Here is a 17,152-nt window from a genome sequence, read left to right on the forward strand (position 1 = left end):
CCGCTGCCCGACGTGGCGGGTCCGCGATTTGCTTGCGCAAATCGTCGGCCGCCCGCATCACATTCTCGCCAGCAGCTTTTCGATCTCGACAAACGCGAACCCGATCGAGCTGTCCGCGATGCCGTAAGGAATGAACAGCTTTTCGCCGTGCCGGATCGCACCGCAGCTATAGACGACGTTGGGCACATAGCCTTCGCGGTCCTGGTCGGCGGCGGCCAGGATCGGTTCCTTCGTCCGCCCGATCACCTTCGTCGGGTCGTCCAGGTCGAGCAGCGCGGCGCCGATCGAGTACTTGCGCATCGCGCCGACGCCGTGGGTCAGCAGGATCCAGCCAGCCTCGGTTTCGATCGGCGGCCCGCAATTGCCCATCTGGACCAGTTCCCACGGAAATTCGGGCTTCAGCAGCAACTGGCCCTCGTCCCAATTGTCGATCCGGTCGCTGTCGATGATGAAGACGTTCTCGCCGTCCTGGCGGCCGATCATCATGTAGCGGCCGCCGATCTTGCGGGGGAACAGCGCCATGCCCTTGTTGCGGCTGGCCGAACCCGTCATCGGCACCAGGTCGAACGCGCGGAAATCCTTGGTCCGCATCATTTCCGACTGGATGCCCGAGCCGTCGTAGGCGGTGTAGGTTCCGATCCACTCCGCCTCGCCGTCGTCATGGGTGAACTTGACGAGGCGCAAGTCCTCCAGCCCCTTCGACTGCTGCTCGGTGATCGGGAAGATCACGGTGCCCGATAGGGTGGAATCGCGGTGGCGATAGACGGTGACCGGGCCGGTCGGCATTTCCAGTTCGTCGCCGACCGCGTCCGCCGCGGTCGCGAAGGGCGGTTCGGGCGCCAGCGTCATCTCGTTGCCGTCGGTGATGATGCCTTCGCGGAACGCGACCGAGCTGATGTGCCCTTCGCCCACCGCGCGCATCGACATCAGAATGCGCTGCGATCCGCGCGGCATGCCCGTCTGGTCGAAATGCGGCACGACGCTGGGGTTCATCAGCGCGGCGGCGGCATAGCTGTATTCGTGGCAGAAATAGGCACCGATCAGCTGGCGCTTCTCGTCGCCGATTTGGCTGCCGTCCAGGTTCAGCAGCGTCTCGATCTCGTCATAGCGCGTCATGAACACGCGGCGCGTCTGCCAGTGGCGCGCCTCGAAATCCTTCAGCACGGTTTCCAGCTGGTCGCGCGCCGCACGCGGGCTCATTTCCAGCACCGCGCGCACCATGCGTTCGGTCCGGCTTTCGGCGCCCGGCGTCGGTGTCGCCCAGGCGATGTGAAACGGACGCACCACCACGCGAGACGGGTCCGCGTGCAGGCGCAAGGGATGGTCGTACAACTCTAGCATGCGTCCCCCCCGGGGCGTTTCGATCGATCAGGCGCGGCCGGTGGTCAGGCCGCGATGCTGCGCTGACCTGCCACGGATACGCTGCGCTTTGAAAGAGCCGAAATGGCACAACCGGCAAGTTGCAGTGCCAAAATCGACTCCGCGCCCTGGTTTCGGTTCAGACCGTTCGGCATCAGCCCGTCGAAACAGCCGCCGTCGGCAACGCTGGCGAGCGGCAGGTCGAGGTCGTTGGCGCCCAGATACCAGTTGTACGCCTTGTGCGCTTCGTCGAGCCAGCGGCGGTCGCGCGTCGCGTCGAACGCGGCGGCGCACGCATCGACCGTCGCCTGCGCCTCCAGCGGTTGCTGGTCGAACGGCAACGGGTCGGAATATTCACGCCCGAAGCTTTCGGTGCCGACCGCGCGGAAGCGCCCCTCGGGCGAGGTCTGGCGGCTGACGATCCAGTCGAGAGTCTCGATACCCGTCGCGATCAGCTCGGGCTTGGCGAGTGCGATCCCGGCGCGGATCATCGCTTCGGGCAGGCGGGCGTTGTCATAGGCCAGGACGATCTCGAACCAGCTCCATTCCGGGCGGCGCGCGGTGTCGAGCAGGCTGGCGAGTTCGGCCGAGAAGCGCGTCAGGATTTCGCGCGACAGGGCGTGGCCCGGATGCGCTTCCATCATCGCTGCGGCGCCGAGCATGGCAAAGGCGTGTGCGCGCGGGGATCCAAGCTCGAACGCCAGGCTGGCGGTCTCGTCGAACAGGCGCGCGGCCCAATCCCGGTGCTTCTGCATCCCGGCATCGCGTGCGGTCACGCCCAGCGCCCACAGGGCGCGGCCGTTCGAATCCTCCGACCCGTATTCCTCGCACCACGTGCGGTCGTAGTTCATGAAATTGCGGAAGCGGCGCTTGTCGGGATTCCAGGCATATTGAACGAACGCGCCGTAGATGCTCGACCATTTGTCGCGCAGCCCTGAGTCCAAGTCCGGCGCCTGCGTCATCAGGATCAGCGCGCGGGCGTTGTCGTCGATGCAATATCCGTGACGTCGATCCGGCACCGACAGGATCGAATGCTGCAACATGCCGGTCGCGTCGCTCATCCGCTCGACCGCAGCGATGTCGATCGGCAGCATTCGCTTCGCATGGCCGTGCTGGGCCAGCCGGCGCGGCTGGCTGGCGACGATCTTCTCGACCTGCGCCAGCGCGGCTTCGGCCAGGCGCGGCCAGATCATCGAACGACCGCGGGCATAGGCGCGCGCGGCCAGTCGCTCGCGGTTGCGGCGATTGCCGAGCAGCGCGTTGATCTCACGTGCGAAACCAGCGCTGTCGCCGAAATCGACCAGGACGCCGTGGCCATCGGCCAGAATCTCGGTTGCATGGACGTAGGGCGTCGAGACGACCGGCTTGCCAACGCCGACCGCGTAGCTGAGCGTGCCCGACGTGATCTGTGCGGGGTTGCTGTACGGCGTCGCGTACACGTCGGCGGCCTGCAGGTAATCGAGCAGCTCGTCATGTTCGACGAAAGCATCGATGAAGCGGATGGCGTGGCCTACGCCCAATTCCTCCGCCTGCGCCTTCAGCCGGTCGCGATAGGCCTCGCCCTCGTGCGCGACCAGGTTCGGATGGGTGGCGCCCAACACGACATACAGTGCGGCCGGGTTCTGCTCGACGATCGCGGGCAGGGCGGCGATCATCGTCTCAATGCCCTTGTTCGGCGCGAGCAGGCCGAAGGTCAGCACGACCTCATGCCCCGCCCAGCCGAACGCGCCCTTCAGCGTGTCGGCATCGACGAGCGGCCGGTCGGGCACGCCGTGCGGAATGGTGACGATCTGGCGCGCGTCGGCACCATAGTGCCGCTCCAGGATTTCGCGGCCACGCTCGGCCATCACGATGACCTTCGACGCACGGCGCAGCAACGCCTCCAGTACGCGGCGCTCGTCGGCACTCGGCTTTTCGAGCACCGTGTGCAGCGTCACGATGACGGGGATGGTCACGCGGTCGAGCAGCGCCAGGATATGTTCGCCGGCCGCCCCGCCGTAGATGCCATATTCATGCTGCAACCACAGCGCCTGCGCGCCCGACGCCTCGATCGACCGCGCGGTTGCGATATAGGCACTCAATTCGTTTTGCGGGATCGATCCGGTGACATCGGACGGATAGTCGTAGCGCCCCGGATGATCGTCCATCGCATAGACATCGACCTTCAGGTCCGGGAACCGCGAGCGCAGCGCATGGAACGTGTCGGTCGTGTAGGTGGCCAGTCCGCACTTTCGCGGCAGGTAGTTTCCGATCAGGACGATGTGATTGATCGGGGCGGTGGCGGCCTCCTGGGTGTCCATGACGGTCCTTCGCATTTGCAGAACAGAAAAAGCCGACAGGCTTCTAACCCGCTAACAACGCTGCGAACCCCTTATGGTTGCCATTTTTGTGCGATGCAACAAATACGATCGAGATCAACCGCGACCGCGGTAAGGCGGCACGCCCTGATCGGGCAGCCACAGCCCCTCGGGCACCGGTCCGGACTGCCAGAACACGTCGATCGGGATGCCGCCGCGCGGGTACCAATAGCCACCGATCCGCAGCCAGCGCGGCTGCATCTCGTCGAACAGCCGCTGGCCGATGCCGACCGTGCAATCCTCGTGGAAGCCGGCGTGGTTGCGAAACGCCCCCAGGAACAGCTTCAGCGACTTGGATTCGACGATTCGATCACCCGGGGCATAGTCGATGACCAGATGCGCGAAATCGGGCTGGCCCGTGACCGGGCACAGCGACGTGAACTCCGGCACCGCGAACCGCACGAGATAGAGCGAACCGGCGCGCGGATTGGGGACATAGTCGAGGACGGCCTCTTGCGGAGAGGCGGGCAGGCTGCTCGCCTGGCCGAGATGAAGCGGTGTCATGCGCGGCCATGTAGGGGGTCGGCGCCGCGGGATAAACCCACCGCAGTTTACAGTCGTCCCCGCCTTCGCGGGAATGACGGGAGGGGTAGAACATTGCACGCCGCGCCGCCGCCGCTAGGGTGCGCGGCCATGCGCTCCATCCTGCTCGCCGCCGCCGCCCTGATCGCCAGTCCTGCGCTTGCGCAGGACGCGCCCCCGCCCAGGACCGCGCCGGCCAAGGTCGAGGACATCCCGCCGCCGAACCGCTCGGTCACGCGTCACACTGGCGTGTTCGGCGGGCAGAGCGTCGCCTACACCGCGATCACCGGCGAGACCTACCTGAAGGCCGACGACGGCACGCCCCGCGCGGCGATCTTCTCGACCAGCTACATCAAGGACGGCGCGGACCCGCGTCGCCCGGTCACCTTCCTGTTCAACGGCGGGCCCGGCTCCGGCTCTGTCTGGCTACACATGGGCGCGTTCGGGCCGAAGCGGGTCGCGATTCCCTCCGACGCAAAGGACGACGGCGGGCCGCCCTATCCGATCGTCGACAATCCCGACTCGCTGCTCGACGTGACCGACGTCGTGTTCATCGATCCGGTCGGCACCGGCTTCAGCCATGCGCTCGGCAAGACCGACCCCAAGGACTTCTACGGCGTCACCCAGGACGCGAAGGCGATCGCGCAGTTCATCCGGCTGTGGCTGAACGAGCATGGCCGCTGGAACGCGCCGAAATATCTCGGCGGCGAAAGCTATGGCACGACGCGCAGCGCCGCGGTGCTCAACCAGCTGGAGGGCACGTACAACGACGTGTCGCTGAACGGCGTCATCCTGATTTCGACCGTGCTCGATTTCGCGGCGGGCGCCGACACGCCGGGCAACGAGATAACGTACATCCTCAACCTGCCGTCGATGGCCGCGACCGCGCGCTTCCATGACAAGGCGGGGGCGGGGACGCAGACCGCAGCGTTCGTGGACGAGGCGCGCCGATGGGCGACCGGCCCCTATGCCGCCGCCCTTCTGAAGGGCAATGCGCTGTCGCCTGAGGAACGCGCCACCGTCCGCCGCGACCTCGCGCGCTACACCGGCCTAAGCGAAACCTATCTCGAACAGGCCGACCTGCGCGTGACGCCGGGGCGCTTCTACAAGGAATTGCTGCGCGACCGCGGGCTGACGGTCGGCCGGCTCGACAGCCGCTACACCGGCCGCGACTTCGACAATGCCGGCGAAACGCCCGACAACGACCCCAGCTTCTACGGGATCGACGGCGGCTACACCGCGGCGATCAATGCGTACGTTCGCGGCGACCTGCGATATTCGACCGACCGCAGCTATGTGACGATCGGCAGCCTGGGCGGCCAATGGGACTGGCGCCTGGGCGGCGGGCGCGACAATGACGTCTACATGAACGTCGCGCCGTACATCGGGAAGGCGCTGCGCGAGAATTCCGGCTTGCGCATCTTCGTCGGTCAGGGCTGGTATGATTTCGCGACGCCCTTCTTCGCCGCCGAATACGCCCTGTCGCGGACCGGTTACGACAGGAGTCGCATCCAGTTCTCCTACTATGACGCCGGCCACATGATGTATGTCCGCGACGAAGACCGAGCGAAGCTGACCCGCGACATCCGCGCGTTCATCCGCGCGCGATGATCGGCTCGCTCGTCTCGACCGCCGGCCTTGCCGACCTGTCCGGCGTCCTCATCGTCGACGCCTCGTGGTTCCTGCCCGAACACGGCCGCGTTGCGCGCGCCGAGTATCGCGCGGGCCACATCCCCGGCGCCGCCTTCCTCGACCTGTCGACCGCCAGGCCCGGCGCCGTCGCGATCGACCCGAATGCGGTGTACGTCGTTTATGACGACAGCCCGCTGAAGACCGCCGCGCGCGGCTGGTGGCTGCTGAAGTCGTCGGGCGCGACGTCGGTAGCGATCCTCGACGGCGGCCTCGCCAGGTGGCGGAGCGAAGGTCGTCCGCTGGAACCGGGCGATGGCACCACGCTCGCCGCGACCAGCGTGGCGCGCGTGGTCGCATCCCTGCGCGACAAGGACGATGTCCGGGCCACGACCGACCAGATCGTCGATGCCCGCTCGCCCGCACGCTTTGCGGGCGAGGAGCCCGAACCGCGCGCGGGCGTCGTCCCCGGCCATATCCCCGGCGCGCACAACGTCCATTACGCCGCGCTCTATGACGCCGACGGCCGGTGGAAGCGTGGCGATGCGCTTGCCGCCGCCTTTACCGCAGCCGGCGTCGATCTCGATCGACCGATCACCACCACCTGCGGCTCGGGCGTCACCGCCTGCTCGCTGGTCTTCGCCCTCCACCTGCTCGGGCGCGACGCCGCGCTCTACGGCGGGTCCTGGGCCGACTGGGGCAGCGACCCCACAACGCCAAAGGAAACCGGACGATGAGCGGCGATATGCCCAGGGGCAGCGGCGACGGTACGCGGGTCGTCCGCGCGGGGCGGCGGCCGGAATGGACGCAGGGGATCGTCAGCGCGCCCGTCTGGCGGGCGTCGACCATCCTCTACGATTCGGTCGCCCATTTGCGCGCCAGTGCGGGCAAGGATACCCACCACCGCCTGTTCTACGGTCGCCGCGGCACCCCGACGCAGTGGAGTCTGGCCGAGGCGTTGACCGAACTCGAACCCGGTGCGGAGGCGACCTTCCTCTATCCCTCGGGCGTCGCCGCCATCGCCGCCGCGCTGCTGGCGGTGCTGTCGCCGGGCGACGAGCTGCTGCTGACCGACAGCGCCTACGACCCGACCCGCAACCTGGCGAACGGCCTGCTCAAGCGCATGGGGATCACGACGCGCTACTACGACCCCCTGGTCGGCGCGGGCATCGCCGATCTGATCGGGCCGGCCACGCGTGCGATCTTCCTCGAAAGTCCGGGCAGCCTGACGTTCGAGGTGCAGGACATCCCCGCCATCGTCGCCGCGGCCAAGGCGCGCGGCGTGGTGACGCTGCTCGACAACACCTGGGCGACCCCGCTCCGCCTGCCGGCGATGGCGCTGGGCATCGACCTGTCGATCCTCGCCTGCACGAAATATGTCACCGGCCATTCCGACACAATGCTCGGGTCGGTCACGTCGACCGCCGAGCACTGGCCGGCCCTGCGCGACACCAGTTTCCAGCTCGGCCAGACGGTGTCGCCCGACGACGCATGGCTCGGCAGCCGGGGCCTGCGCACCATGGCGCTGCGGCTCGATCGCCACGCGGGCAGCGCGCTCGAGATCGCCCGCTGGCTGAAGACCCGGACCGAAGTCGCCGCCGTGCTCCACCCCGCGCTCGCCGACTGTCCGGGCAGCGAATATTTCCACCGCGACTTCACCGGCGGGGCCGGGCTGTTCGCGTTTGAACTCGTATCCGGCGGCGAGGCGGAACGCGCCGCGCTGATCGACGCGCTCGACCTGTTCGGCATCGGCTATAGCTGGGGCGGGTTCGAGAGCCTGGCGATTCCGGTCGATCCCGCGCGCCATCGCACCGCGACCCGCTGGAGCCGTGGGCCGCTGGTCCGGCTCAACATCGGCCTAGAGGACCCCGCCGACCTAATTGCCGATCTGGAGCGCGGGTTTGCGGCCTGGGCCGCCGCCGCGCCATGAGGCAGGTGGAAACCTGGCTGGTCGGCCTCGGGCTCGCACAGGCCGGCGGCGACGACCTGACGCAGGGCGCGGTCGCGCTCGGCCTCGTGCTGCTCGCGCTGCTCGCCGGCTGGCAGGGCGGGCGTCGGATCGGACCGCCGCTGACCGAACTGTGGCATGACCGCGTCGGCGACGGCGGCGAATCGGTCGAGACGCGGATCTGCAGCCTGGTCCGCCACGGCATCGCCGCGATCCTGTTGGCGATCGTCGCGCAGAACTATCCTTGGGGTATCCTCGCCAGCATCGGTGTCGGACTGGCGCTGGGCGCAGCGACCGCGATGCTGGTGCTTACGCTGTTGCGTGCGGTGCGGCTGCCGTCGTGGATGGCGTGGCTGGTCGCGGGTCTGGTGTTCGTCGCGATCCTCGGCCGGTCGGTCGGCGGGTACGAACCGATCACCAGCACGCTGGATGCGGTCGGCATCGATGTCGGGCGGCGGCGCGTGTCGCTCTGGTCGCTGCTGACCCTGCTACTGACCGTCGTCGTCCTGCTGGCGATCGTCCGCGTCATCAACCGCGCCATCGCGCAGGCGCTGGGGCGCGCGAGGACGCTCGATGCGACGCAGCGCCTGCTGATCCAGAAGCTCGCCGGTATCGCGCTGCTGGTCACGGCCTTCTTCTTCGGCATCGACGCGCTCGGCATCGACCTGACGACCTTTGCGGTGTTCGGCGGCGCCTTCGGTCTCGCGATCGGCTTCGGGTTGCAGAAGACGGTCGGCAACCTGATTGCCGGCATCATCCTGCTGATGGACCGCTCGGTGAAGCCCGGCGACGTCATCGCGGTCGGCGAATCGTTCGGCTGGGTCAACAAGATCGGCGTCCGCGCGGTCAGCGTCATCACGCGCGAGGGCAAGGAACACCTGATCCCGAATGAAATCCTGATGACGCAGGAGGTGGAGAACTGGTCCTTCTCCGACCGCAACGTGCGCATCGCGATTCCCGTGAAGATCGCCTACGACAGCGACGTCGAGCTCGCCGAAAGCCTGATGATGCGCGCGGCGACCGAAAGCAGCCGCGTGCTCGATACGCCCCCGTCGGCGGTGTGGATGACCGCGTTCGGCGACTATGCGCTGGAATATGAAGTCCGCGTCTGGATCGCCGACCCGGAAGGCGGCGTGCACAACGTCAAGGCCGACGTGCTGAAACGCATCTGGACGCTGTTCGGCGAACATGGGGTGAAGGTGCCGGTGCCGCAGCGGGATGTGCGGATGGTGGTGCCGGTAGAGAACGCCCTGATCCCAATTCCTGCGCCGGTAACAGAATGAAACATTATCTCTTCGTTTGCAGCCAGAACCGGTTACGCAGTCCGACTGCTGAGCAGATTTTCGCGGACCGTTCAGACATCGCTGTCGCCTCGGCCGGAACGAACCATGACGCTGAAACGCCGCTGACATCAGACCTAGTGCGCTGGGCGGATGTCATCGTTGTTATGGAACGGACGCATCGCGCGAAGGTGCAAAAGCGCTTTCGTAGTGACCTTGGCGGTACACGAATCGTTTGCCTCGATATTCCTGATGATTACGATTTCATGGATCCGGCTCTTGTGTCTTTGCTTCAGCACCGCATGAGCCGGCATTTGCCAACGCGTCCTATCGACGATTACCTGTGATATAAGCAGGATGGCTTGCGATGTTGGAAAGTATTTGCTTGGTGCGAACTTCGCTGGTTGACGCCTACGCTTTTTGACATATTAAATTTCTGAACTCCCGGCTGAGCAGCTTCGGAGGCTCGACCATCGTGCTCCGGCGCAGGCCGAAGCCTTGCGGTTGCCACCGCTCCGGCCTGCGCCGGAGCACCGGATGGTGGACGATCGAGCGGCGAGCAAAAAACACGCTGATAGTGTGACCCGTTTGTGACCTTAGCCCCCATTCCCGTCGCGCACCCGGCTCCCTAGATACGCTCACGTGAGCTCCACCCCCGTCACCGCCCGCATCGCCGATGGCGTCCGCGCCATTCCCGCCGACCAGTGGGACGCGTGCGCCGGCCCCGGCAACCCCTTCGTAAGCCATGCTTTCCTGTCGATCCTCGAGGAGTCCGGCTCCGCCACCGCCCGTGCCGGATGGCAGCCGGTGCCGGTCATCGTCGACGGCGCGGACGGGCAGGTCGCAGCGGTCGCGCCGGCCTATGCCAAGAGCCATAGCCAGGGCGAGTACGTCTTCGACCACAGCTGGGCCGACGCGTGGGAGCGGGCCGGGGGGCGCTATTATCCCAAGCTCCAGGTCGCGGTGCCCTTCTCGCCGGTGCCGGGGCCGCGGCTGCTAGTGCGCGATCCCGCGTCCGCGCCCGCGCTGATCGCCGCGGTGGAGGCGGTGGTCGACCAGCACCAGCTGTCTTCCGCCCACGCGACCTTCGTCACGCCCGATCAGGTGCCGCTGTTCGAAGCGGCGGGCTGGCTGATCCGCGAAGGCACGCAGTTCCACTGGACCAACCGCGGCTATGGCAGCTTCGACGATTTTCTGGCCGACCTCGCCAGTCGGAAGCGCAAGGCGATCCGCAAGGAACGCGCCGGCGCCGTCGAGGGGCTGACGATCCGCCACCTGACCGGCGCCGAGATCACCGAGGCGCATTGGGACGCGTTCTGGGTGTTCTACCAGGACACCGGCAGCCGGAAGTGGGGGACGCCCTACCTGACCCGCGCCTTCTTCTCGTTGCTGGGCGAGCGGATGGCGGACCAGTGCCTGCTGATCCTGGCGGAACGCGATGGACGGCCGATCGCGGGCGCGCTCAACCTGATCGGCGCGGATACCCTCTATGGCCGCTATTGGGGCTGCACGGAGGACGTGCCGTTCCTCCATTTCGAGCTCTGCTATTATCAGGCGATCGATGCGGCGATCGCGCGGGGGCTGACGACGGTCGAGGCCGGCGCGCAGGGCGAGCACAAGCTGGCACGCGGCTATACGCCCGTCCCGACCTGGTCGGCGCACTATCTGCCCGATGCGAACTTCCGCCGCGCCGTCGCCGGGTTCCTGGAGCGCGAGCGGCTGGCGGTCGCGGACGAACAGGCGTTCCTGGGCGAGATGGCGCCGTTCAGGAAGACTTCCTGAGCCGCGCCGCGCGGCGCTTCAGCAAGATCTCGCGGTACGGACCCCAGTCGTCGATCGACAGCGCCGCGGGCCTGACCGCATGGTCGACGCGGAACAGCGCGCTCGTGCCGTCGCGCCACACGGGCACCAACCCCTGCTCAAGCCGCTTGTCGTAATTGGGCGGGCTGATCAGCCAGACGTAATCGAATGCGTCGCGCGGGAAGCGGACGAGGCTGATCGACACCGGGCGCCACCATTCGGTCGGGCACTGGGTCGTCGTGACGATCTCCGACGGGTCGTGGTTGAACGGCTTGCCGGCCAGATACTTGACCGTCAGCAACTGCGCGCCGGGCATCGACCACTGGTCGTTGGTAAAGGCCAGCCGTCGCACCATCGCCATGCCGGGCAGGTGCTGGAGGCGGGTCATCGTCCACTGGTTGTAGCAGGTCTCACCGACGAAGCTGACCAGCCGCGCGCCTGTCGGCAGTTTCTCCAGCGCGGCGAGTTCGCGGTCGTAGCTCTTGTCGTAGCGCCAGAAGCTGATCGTGGTGCCGGCGGTGCGCGCCAGGAAGAAGGCCAGGCCGGCCAGTGCGATGATACTCACCCCGCGCGTCGTCGTTCCGGGCCGCGGGCGGATCGCGATCAGCGCGATGCCCAGCATGAAGGGGGCGAGGCGCATGTCGGCATAGGCGGACCCGAACACGATCCGCGGCAACAGGATGAAGACCGCCAGCAGGAACAGCGCCGACAGGCTCAGGTTGCGCGAATATTGGACGTTGGGGTCGCGGACCGACTTCAGCAGCACGAAGAACAGGATGGCGACCGACGCGATGTCGAACGGCATCCAGCGGTCGCGCAGGACCATCGTCACCCAATTGACCTTGGCCCGCCAGTTGAACCAGTCGCCGGTCTGGCCGGTGACGTGCCCGCCGCTGCGCCACATCAGCATCAGCGCGGCAGGTGGCGCCAGCGGCAGGCAGTGGATGCCTGCCATCACCCATGGCCGCACCCACCGCGCGACGACGCCGCGCTCGGTCGCCTTGTCATGCTCGCGGATCAGCTCGGCGGAAAAGGCGAGCACCCCCAGCACGCCCCAGCCGAAGGTGTGGCAGACCCACAGCAGCAACCCGATGGGTAAGAACAGGATCGCGCGCAACCGGAACCGGCCCAGCCGGGCAAGGCGCAACCACAGCGCAAAGGCATTGAGCGCCAGCGCCATCGACAGCGCGAAATTCACGAAGCCGAAATGGAACGGGTAGCTGTAGGCGAGGGGCAGGGCGAACAGCGCGGTCGCCGGGATGCGGCCATGCACCTCGCGCGCGATCCACAGCAGCCCGACCGCGGTCAGCGGCGGGATGGTCAGCACGATCAGCTTGACCGCCAACTCCAGCCCGAGGATCGGCGCCAGCGGCTCGATCAGCAGGTCCAGCCCCAGGTTGCCGATCAGCTGCCAGCGGAAATCATACCAGTCGTTCAGCCACGGCGCAGTGTCGTGCGCCAACTGGACGCGGTAGCGCGCCATATGCCCCGGCAGGTCGACCAGCGGCGCGACATCGGGGATCAGCAGCGGGATCGCCGTCGCCAGCGCGACAAAGACGACGAACGCGCGGGTCTGCCACCAACGAAGCGAGGTATCGGCCGGCGTGTACATCGCCACCGTCCATAAGGGGCGGGGCGGCCCCCCGGCAAGACGCTTCAGCGCACGACCCGGTAGAGCGTCGAGCGTGCATTGCGAAAGACCGGCCGCAGGTCCGCCGGCACGGGGCCGGACAGACCGACCAGCCAGACGTGGGTGAAATACCGCCGGTCGAAATCGCGCAGCGCCGTGTTGCGATCGGTCGGCTTGTGTTCGCAGTAAGCCGGATAGACGAGTTGCGAGGGATCGGTCCGGTACACCGGATCAGCTGCTCCGCGCAGGCGCAGGGATTGCTGGCCGGGAATCGCCCAGGCGCCGTTCTCGAACACGTCGCGCCGGGCGATGGCGAGTCCGCCCAGATGCCCGACGCGGTCGGAATGCCAGTCGGATGCGCAGGGCTCCCGGATCAGGCTCAGCACACGCGCGCCGCGCGGCATGGCGGGGATCGCCGCTTCCGTCTCGGTCCAGACCTGTGCGAGGCTCAGGTAGCTGACCGTCGTCGCGACCATACGGATGGCCAGGAAGGCCACACCGCCCAGGGCTATATGGCGGGTGGTGCGGTCGTCATCGATCCGCACCGCGCACAGCAGCAGCGCGCAAGCCGGGGCCAGCAGTCGCATGTCGACATAGGCGCCGCCCAGGGCCGCGTGGGGCAGGGCGACAAAGGCGAGCAGCAGGATCGCCCCCGGCGCGGCGACGACCGGGTCCCATCGCCAGTCGCGGCGGCGCACGGCGGTCCACAGTAGCAGCATGACGACGCAGGCGCTGGCGACATCGAACCATTTCCAGCGATCACGGACCAGCGAGGCGACGGCGCTCGCCTTGGCCGACCAGACCCACAGCGGGTCGGCGGCCGGTCCGGTCGCGCCGGTCATCGCCAGAACCGGTGTCGCCAGCGGCAGGCAGGCCAGCGTCGCGTGACCGACGGCGCTCCGCCAGCCGAGGCCGCGCTCGCGACCCAGCATGACGCCGCTTGCCCAGGCCATCAGCCCGAACATGCCCCAGCCGGAGCTATGCGCGATCCACAGCAGCCAGGCGACGGGTACGAACAGGATCGCGCGCAGCCATGGCCGACGATCAAGCGCGATCCAGCTGGCCAGCGCGACGAAGGTTAGTGCGGCGGCCAGCGCGAAATTGACGAAGCCGAGCGTAAAGGCATGGCTATACGCGAGCGCGCAGGCGAAACCGGCCAGCGGCGGGACCGGTCGCCCGCGGCTGCGCCCGATCGCCCACAGTCCAGCGACGAAGACCGCCGGGATCAGCAGGACGACCAGCTTCGCGGCACGCTCGACCCCCAGCCACGGCGCCAGCGCGATGACGGGCAGGTCGACGCCCAGATTGCCGATCAGTTGCCAGTCATGGGCCCAGGCTCGTTGCAGCGCAGGCGACTGCGCGATGGATGCGGCGATATGGTACCGCCCGATATGACCGGGCAGGTCGTTCAGCGGCGGGATCGCGGGCCAGACCAGCGGCAGCGTCACGAGGACCATCGCCGCAAGCAGCCAGCCGATGTCGCGGTAACGCGCGCTCATCGGGGCGTGCCGCGCACGACGTACAGGGTTCGAGCGGTGTCAACCGGCCGCAACCAGTCCGGCATCGTCCCACCCCCGATCGTCCCGGCGGCGGGACGGACAGGTCCGAACATCCCCGGGCACACCGCGACGTACCGCACGCGCCACCTCCGCGCGATCGCAGCCGCCTCCGATGCGGGGCCCAGGAAGAAGCGATACATCGCGGCGTTACCGGCATTGTTGCGATGATAGGGCGCGGCGATCACCGCATGGGGAGTTCCGGCGAGGATGTAGCTGCCGGCGTCGATCCCGGTCATCACTACGCCCGGCGGCAGGCGCCGTAACCGGTCGAGCATCGCCGGTCCGCCGCAATCCAGGGCCGGGACGGCGACCGCTGTTGCCTTGGGAGCGATTATGCCGGCGGCGAGCGGATAGGTCACGCCTGCGCCGACGATCCACAGCGCCACGATGCCGGGCGTTCGCCTGGCGGCGCGGGCTTCGGTCAGCAGGACGGCGAACGGCACGACAGCCAATGCCGCCCCGACATAGGCGCCGCGCACCTGCACCAGCGTGATCGCCAGCGCAGCCAGTTGATAGGCGAGCGCCAAACCCCAGCCGGCATGGCGCCGCCACGCCAGCCACGCCGTCGCTGTCACTCCCGCAATCAGCAGTCCCGCGTAGCCGATCGCGGCCGACGCCGGCGCACTGACCAGCGGCTGCGCTTCGCCGACGTTCTGCAACCACAGTCGTGCGACGATCGGATCGACGGTCCCGTACGGGCCGGCTGCACAGGTCGTCACGATCGATCGCCCCAGCACGGAAAGCGCGATGACGCCGGCGATCAGCAGAATCAGGGGCCGGCGGTCGATCCGCCCGATCGCGGCCAGCGCCAGCCCGCCCGCGATCGCCAGGGGCAGCAGCGGCCGGACGGTGTCGCACGCACCGCCCCGTGCCGCGAAGGGCGCGAGCACGAGCAGACCCACAGCCAGGGTCAGGCCGAAGCCGGTCATCCGTGCGCCATCGCCGCGAAGGCGTTCGAGCGTGACTATCGCGCCGGTGACGAGTGCGAAGGGCAGCGTCTCGAGCCCGATGATCGCACCCACCGCGACCGCACCGCCCGCGACCACGCCTGATCGGAATCCGGCTGGAGCCAGACCGGCGCGTAGCTGCACCAGGACCAGCAGCACCTGCATCGCATGGTGGTCGATCCGCCCCGGCAGGAACAGGCTGGTCGCCGGATAGGCCAGCACCGCGAGCACCAGTGCGGTCGGCCCGGCGGCAACCGCGAAGTGTCGGGTCACATCGCGGAGGACGATCAGCAGCGCGGCCAGCTGCAGCAGCGGCCATGCCACCACCGCGACAAGCTCCGCGGCTGAGGAACCGGCAAGCGGACGCAGTGCGAGGATGATCGCGGCGAGGACGATGTCGCCGATCCGCGACCAGTGCATCGCAAGGCCGCCGGCCAGCCGGTGCTGCGAAATGTCGCCGAAGCCTTGTCCGGCGATCCAGTCGCGGACCTGCTGCAACCGCATCGCATCGTCGGTGTCGGGCAGCATCAGCCGCGACAGCCGCGCCCAGTCGGTCGCCGTCCAGGCCATGCCCAGCAGAACGGTCAGGGCAAGGATTGGCAGGATCGGGCGCAGGCGGGCGGACATTGCGCCGGACGCTACCGGCGGGATGGTTAATTTCCCGTCAGTCGATGCGATAGAGCGCGTGGCCGCCATCGGCCCACAGCCGCGTCATTCCCGGCAGCGACGGTGGCGTCGAGGTGCCCAGATTCAGCACCCAGACGCGGTCGAACGTTCCCCGCGGCACCGCCGCCAGCGCGCGGGGCAGAGCGTCCGGTGCACAGGACAGGAACTGCGACGGATCGCGCTCGAACGGGCCCGCGGCCGGATAGCGCACATCGAACATCGCTGCGGCATTGCCCTGGAAATGGTCGTTGACGAACGCCCGCCGCCGCGCGGTCACGAGCCCGCCGAGATGATCGTAGCGGGCCAGCGGCCAGACCGCGTCGCACGTCGGACGGACCAGCATCACCACGCGCGCATGGTCGGGAATATGATCGAGCGCCGCGAGCGCACGGTCCTGCTGCTGTGCGCTGATAGCGTAGCTCGCGGTCAGACCGGCAATGCGGGTCAGGAAGACGGCAGCGGCGATGACCGACACCACGCGCGCCTGCCGGCTGTTCTTCGGCGCAAAGGCCAGCAGCGCGAACGTGAGCACCAGCGGCACCAGCCGCATGTCGGCAAAGGCCGACCCCATCATCCATCCCGGCAGCGCGAGGAACGCCGCCAGCATCGCCAGCGCGATCGCGGCGAAGCGTGGATCGACGCGGGCCCGGCGCAGCGCGAAGGCGATGCCGCCGATCACGACGATCGTCGCCACGATGTCCCATGCCAGCCAACGGTCCCGCATGGCGCCGATCAGCGCGAACAGCTTGCCCGCCGCGTTCCACTCCCCGGTCAACCCGCCGCCACCGGCCGTCGCCAGCATGAACGGCAGGGGGGCCGCCAGAGGCCAGCAGGCCAGCGCAGCGCGGATCGGTCGTCGCGATATCGCAAGCTCGGCGGCGAAGACGGCCAGGCCGAGGACCGCCCAGCCGAAGATGTGGCACAGCCAGATCGTCAGCCCGACGGGTAGGAACACCGGCGCCCGCCAGCGGCTGCCCGCCATCGTCAGCCACAGCGACAGGGCGAACAGCGCCAGGGCGGCCGACAGCGTGAAATTCAGGAAGCCCATGCCGAACGGCTGGCCGTATGCCAGCGGCAGGGCCAGGATCGCGAAGGGCGTGACCCGGCCGTGCACGGTCCGCGACAGCGTCAGAACGCCGGCGACGGTCAGCATCGGAATGGCGATCGTCACCAGCTTCGTCGCCGGCTCGATGCCGATCAACGGCCCGATCAGCCAGACGATGGCCTCGACGCCCAGGTTGCCGGTCGCGCGCCACTGAACGACGTACCACTGCGCCAGCGGCCCGTGATTGGCATCGAGCATGATGCGGTATTGCCCGATATGGCCAGGCAGGTCAGTCAGCGGCGGGACCGCCGGCCACAGCAGCGGGACCGCGGCCAACAGCACGGCGGCGGCAAAGGCCCATCGCGTCTGCCACCATTCCCGCGCGCCCGTCTCCATGCGGCTGAGCTAGC

General features: G+C 68.0%; 13 protein-coding genes. 6 read left to right on the top strand and 7 right to left on the bottom strand.

Annotated features, from left to right (window positions below; all coding sequences use genetic code 11):
- Window positions 1–57 precede the first annotated feature (57 nt).
- The 3 genes from ASE86_RS15390 to queF form a co-directional block, all read right to left on the bottom strand.
- The gene (locus ASE86_RS15390; RefSeq protein WP_056428881.1) at window positions 58–1,341 is read right to left on the bottom strand and encodes a glycoside hydrolase family 130 protein; all 1,284 of its coding nucleotides are present in this window, start codon (window positions 1,339–1,341) and stop codon (window positions 58–60) included.
- A gap of 44 nt (window positions 1,342–1,385) precedes the next feature.
- Window positions 1,386–3,659, bottom strand: coding sequence for a glycosyltransferase family 4 protein (locus ASE86_RS15395; protein WP_056428884.1), 2,274 nt, complete (start codon window positions 3,657–3,659; stop codon window positions 1,386–1,388).
- A gap of 114 nt (window positions 3,660–3,773) precedes the next feature.
- Window positions 3,774–4,220 (bottom strand): preQ(1) synthase, encoded by a 447-nt coding sequence (queF, locus tag ASE86_RS15400; RefSeq protein ID WP_056428887.1) that lies wholly within the window; start codon window positions 4,218–4,220, stop codon window positions 3,774–3,776.
- Window positions 4,221–4,349: 129 nt separating this feature from the next.
- On the opposite strand from queF, the gene ASE86_RS15405 reads away from it, so the two are divergent.
- The 6 genes from ASE86_RS15405 to ASE86_RS15425 all read left to right on the top strand — a co-directional run bounded on the left by ASE86_RS15405 (window position 4,350) and on the right by ASE86_RS15425 (window position 10,877).
- On the top strand, window positions 4,350–5,849 hold the full coding sequence (locus tag ASE86_RS15405) for a S10 family peptidase (protein WP_056428891.1): 1,500 nt from the start codon (window positions 4,350–4,352) through the stop codon (window positions 5,847–5,849).
- Complete coding sequence (locus ASE86_RS15410) at window positions 5,846–6,604, top strand: sulfurtransferase (protein WP_082441965.1); 759 nt, start codon at window positions 5,846–5,848, stop codon at window positions 6,602–6,604. The genes ASE86_RS15405 and ASE86_RS15410 overlap by 4 nt, the downstream gene beginning before the upstream one ends.
- On the top strand, window positions 6,601–7,797 hold the full coding sequence (gene metC / locus ASE86_RS15415) for a cystathionine beta-lyase (RefSeq protein ID WP_056428893.1): 1,197 nt from the start codon (window positions 6,601–6,603) through the stop codon (window positions 7,795–7,797). The genes ASE86_RS15410 and metC overlap by 4 nt, the downstream gene beginning before the upstream one ends.
- Window positions 7,794–9,098 carry a mechanosensitive ion channel family protein gene (locus ASE86_RS15420; protein WP_056428898.1) on the top strand — a complete coding sequence of 435 codons (1,305 nt, stop codon included), beginning with the start codon at window positions 7,794–7,796 and terminating at the stop codon, window positions 9,096–9,098. Before metC ends, ASE86_RS15420 begins: the two co-directional genes overlap by 4 nt.
- Window positions 9,095–9,442, top strand: coding sequence for a low molecular weight protein tyrosine phosphatase family protein (locus tag ASE86_RS15835; RefSeq protein WP_082441966.1), 348 nt, complete (start codon window positions 9,095–9,097; stop codon window positions 9,440–9,442). The genes ASE86_RS15420 and ASE86_RS15835 overlap by 4 nt, the downstream gene beginning before the upstream one ends.
- Window positions 9,443–9,737: 295 nt before the next feature.
- On the top strand, window positions 9,738–10,877 hold the full coding sequence (locus tag ASE86_RS15425; protein WP_056428901.1) for a GNAT family N-acetyltransferase: 1,140 nt from the start codon (window positions 9,738–9,740) through the stop codon (window positions 10,875–10,877).
- Here the strand turns inward: ASE86_RS15425 and ASE86_RS15430 are convergent.
- From ASE86_RS15430 to ASE86_RS15445, 4 genes are read right to left on the bottom strand one after another with little or no spacing between them, the layout of a single operon-like run.
- On the bottom strand, window positions 10,861–12,507 hold the full coding sequence (locus tag ASE86_RS15430) for a hypothetical protein (protein WP_056428904.1): 1,647 nt from the start codon (window positions 12,505–12,507) through the stop codon (window positions 10,861–10,863). The genes ASE86_RS15425 and ASE86_RS15430 overlap by 17 nt on opposite strands.
- Before the next feature lie 44 nt (window positions 12,508–12,551).
- The gene (locus ASE86_RS15435) at window positions 12,552–14,024 is read right to left on the bottom strand and encodes a hypothetical protein (RefSeq protein ID WP_056428907.1); all 1,473 of its coding nucleotides are present in this window, start codon (window positions 14,022–14,024) and stop codon (window positions 12,552–12,554) included.
- Window positions 14,021–15,658, bottom strand: a complete 1,638-nt coding sequence (locus ASE86_RS15440; RefSeq protein WP_056428910.1) for a hypothetical protein — start codon at window positions 15,656–15,658, stop codon at window positions 14,021–14,023. The genes ASE86_RS15435 and ASE86_RS15440 overlap by 4 nt, the downstream gene beginning before the upstream one ends.
- Window positions 15,659–15,695: 37 nt before the next feature.
- Window positions 15,696–17,138 carry a hypothetical protein gene (locus ASE86_RS15445; RefSeq protein WP_056428913.1) on the bottom strand — a complete coding sequence of 481 codons (1,443 nt, stop codon included), beginning with the start codon at window positions 17,136–17,138 and terminating at the stop codon, window positions 15,696–15,698.
- Window positions 17,139–17,152: the final 14 nt, after the last annotated feature.

It is taken from the genome of Sphingomonas sp. Leaf33, assembly GCF_001421785.1.
GTDB lineage: Bacteria > Pseudomonadota > Alphaproteobacteria > Sphingomonadales > Sphingomonadaceae > Sphingomonas.

What these genes read in the sequence shown, in the direction of transcription:
- ASE86_RS15390 (WP_056428881.1), bottom strand. Translation starts at nt 1,341, where the DNA reads ATGCTAGAGTTGTACGACCATCCCTTGCGCCTGCACGCGGACCCGTCT.
- ASE86_RS15395 (WP_056428884.1), bottom strand. Translation starts at nt 3,659, where the DNA reads ATGGACACCCAGGAGGCCGCCACCGCCCCGATCAATCACATCGTCCTG.
- queF (WP_056428887.1), bottom strand. Translation starts at nt 4,220, where the DNA reads ATGACACCGCTTCATCTCGGCCAGGCGAGCAGCCTGCCCGCCTCTCCG.
- ASE86_RS15405 (WP_056428891.1), top strand. Translation starts at nt 4,350, where the DNA reads ATGCGCTCCATCCTGCTCGCCGCCGCCGCCCTGATCGCCAGTCCTGCG.
- ASE86_RS15410 (WP_082441965.1), top strand. Translation starts at nt 5,846, where the DNA reads ATGATCGGCTCGCTCGTCTCGACCGCCGGCCTTGCCGACCTGTCCGGC.
- metC (WP_056428893.1), top strand. Translation starts at nt 6,601, where the DNA reads ATGAGCGGCGATATGCCCAGGGGCAGCGGCGACGGTACGCGGGTCGTC.
- ASE86_RS15420 (WP_056428898.1), top strand. Translation starts at nt 7,794, where the DNA reads ATGAGGCAGGTGGAAACCTGGCTGGTCGGCCTCGGGCTCGCACAGGCC.
- ASE86_RS15835 (WP_082441966.1), top strand. Translation starts at nt 9,095, where the DNA reads ATGAAACATTATCTCTTCGTTTGCAGCCAGAACCGGTTACGCAGTCCG.
- ASE86_RS15430 (WP_056428904.1), bottom strand. Translation starts at nt 12,507, where the DNA reads ATGTACACGCCGGCCGATACCTCGCTTCGTTGGTGGCAGACCCGCGCG.
- ASE86_RS15435 (WP_056428907.1), bottom strand. Translation starts at nt 14,024, where the DNA reads ATGAGCGCGCGTTACCGCGACATCGGCTGGCTGCTTGCGGCGATGGTC.
- ASE86_RS15440 (WP_056428910.1), bottom strand. Translation starts at nt 15,658, where the DNA reads ATGTCCGCCCGCCTGCGCCCGATCCTGCCAATCCTTGCCCTGACCGTT.
- ASE86_RS15445 (WP_056428913.1), bottom strand. Translation starts at nt 17,138, where the DNA reads ATGGAGACGGGCGCGCGGGAATGGTGGCAGACGCGATGGGCCTTTGCC.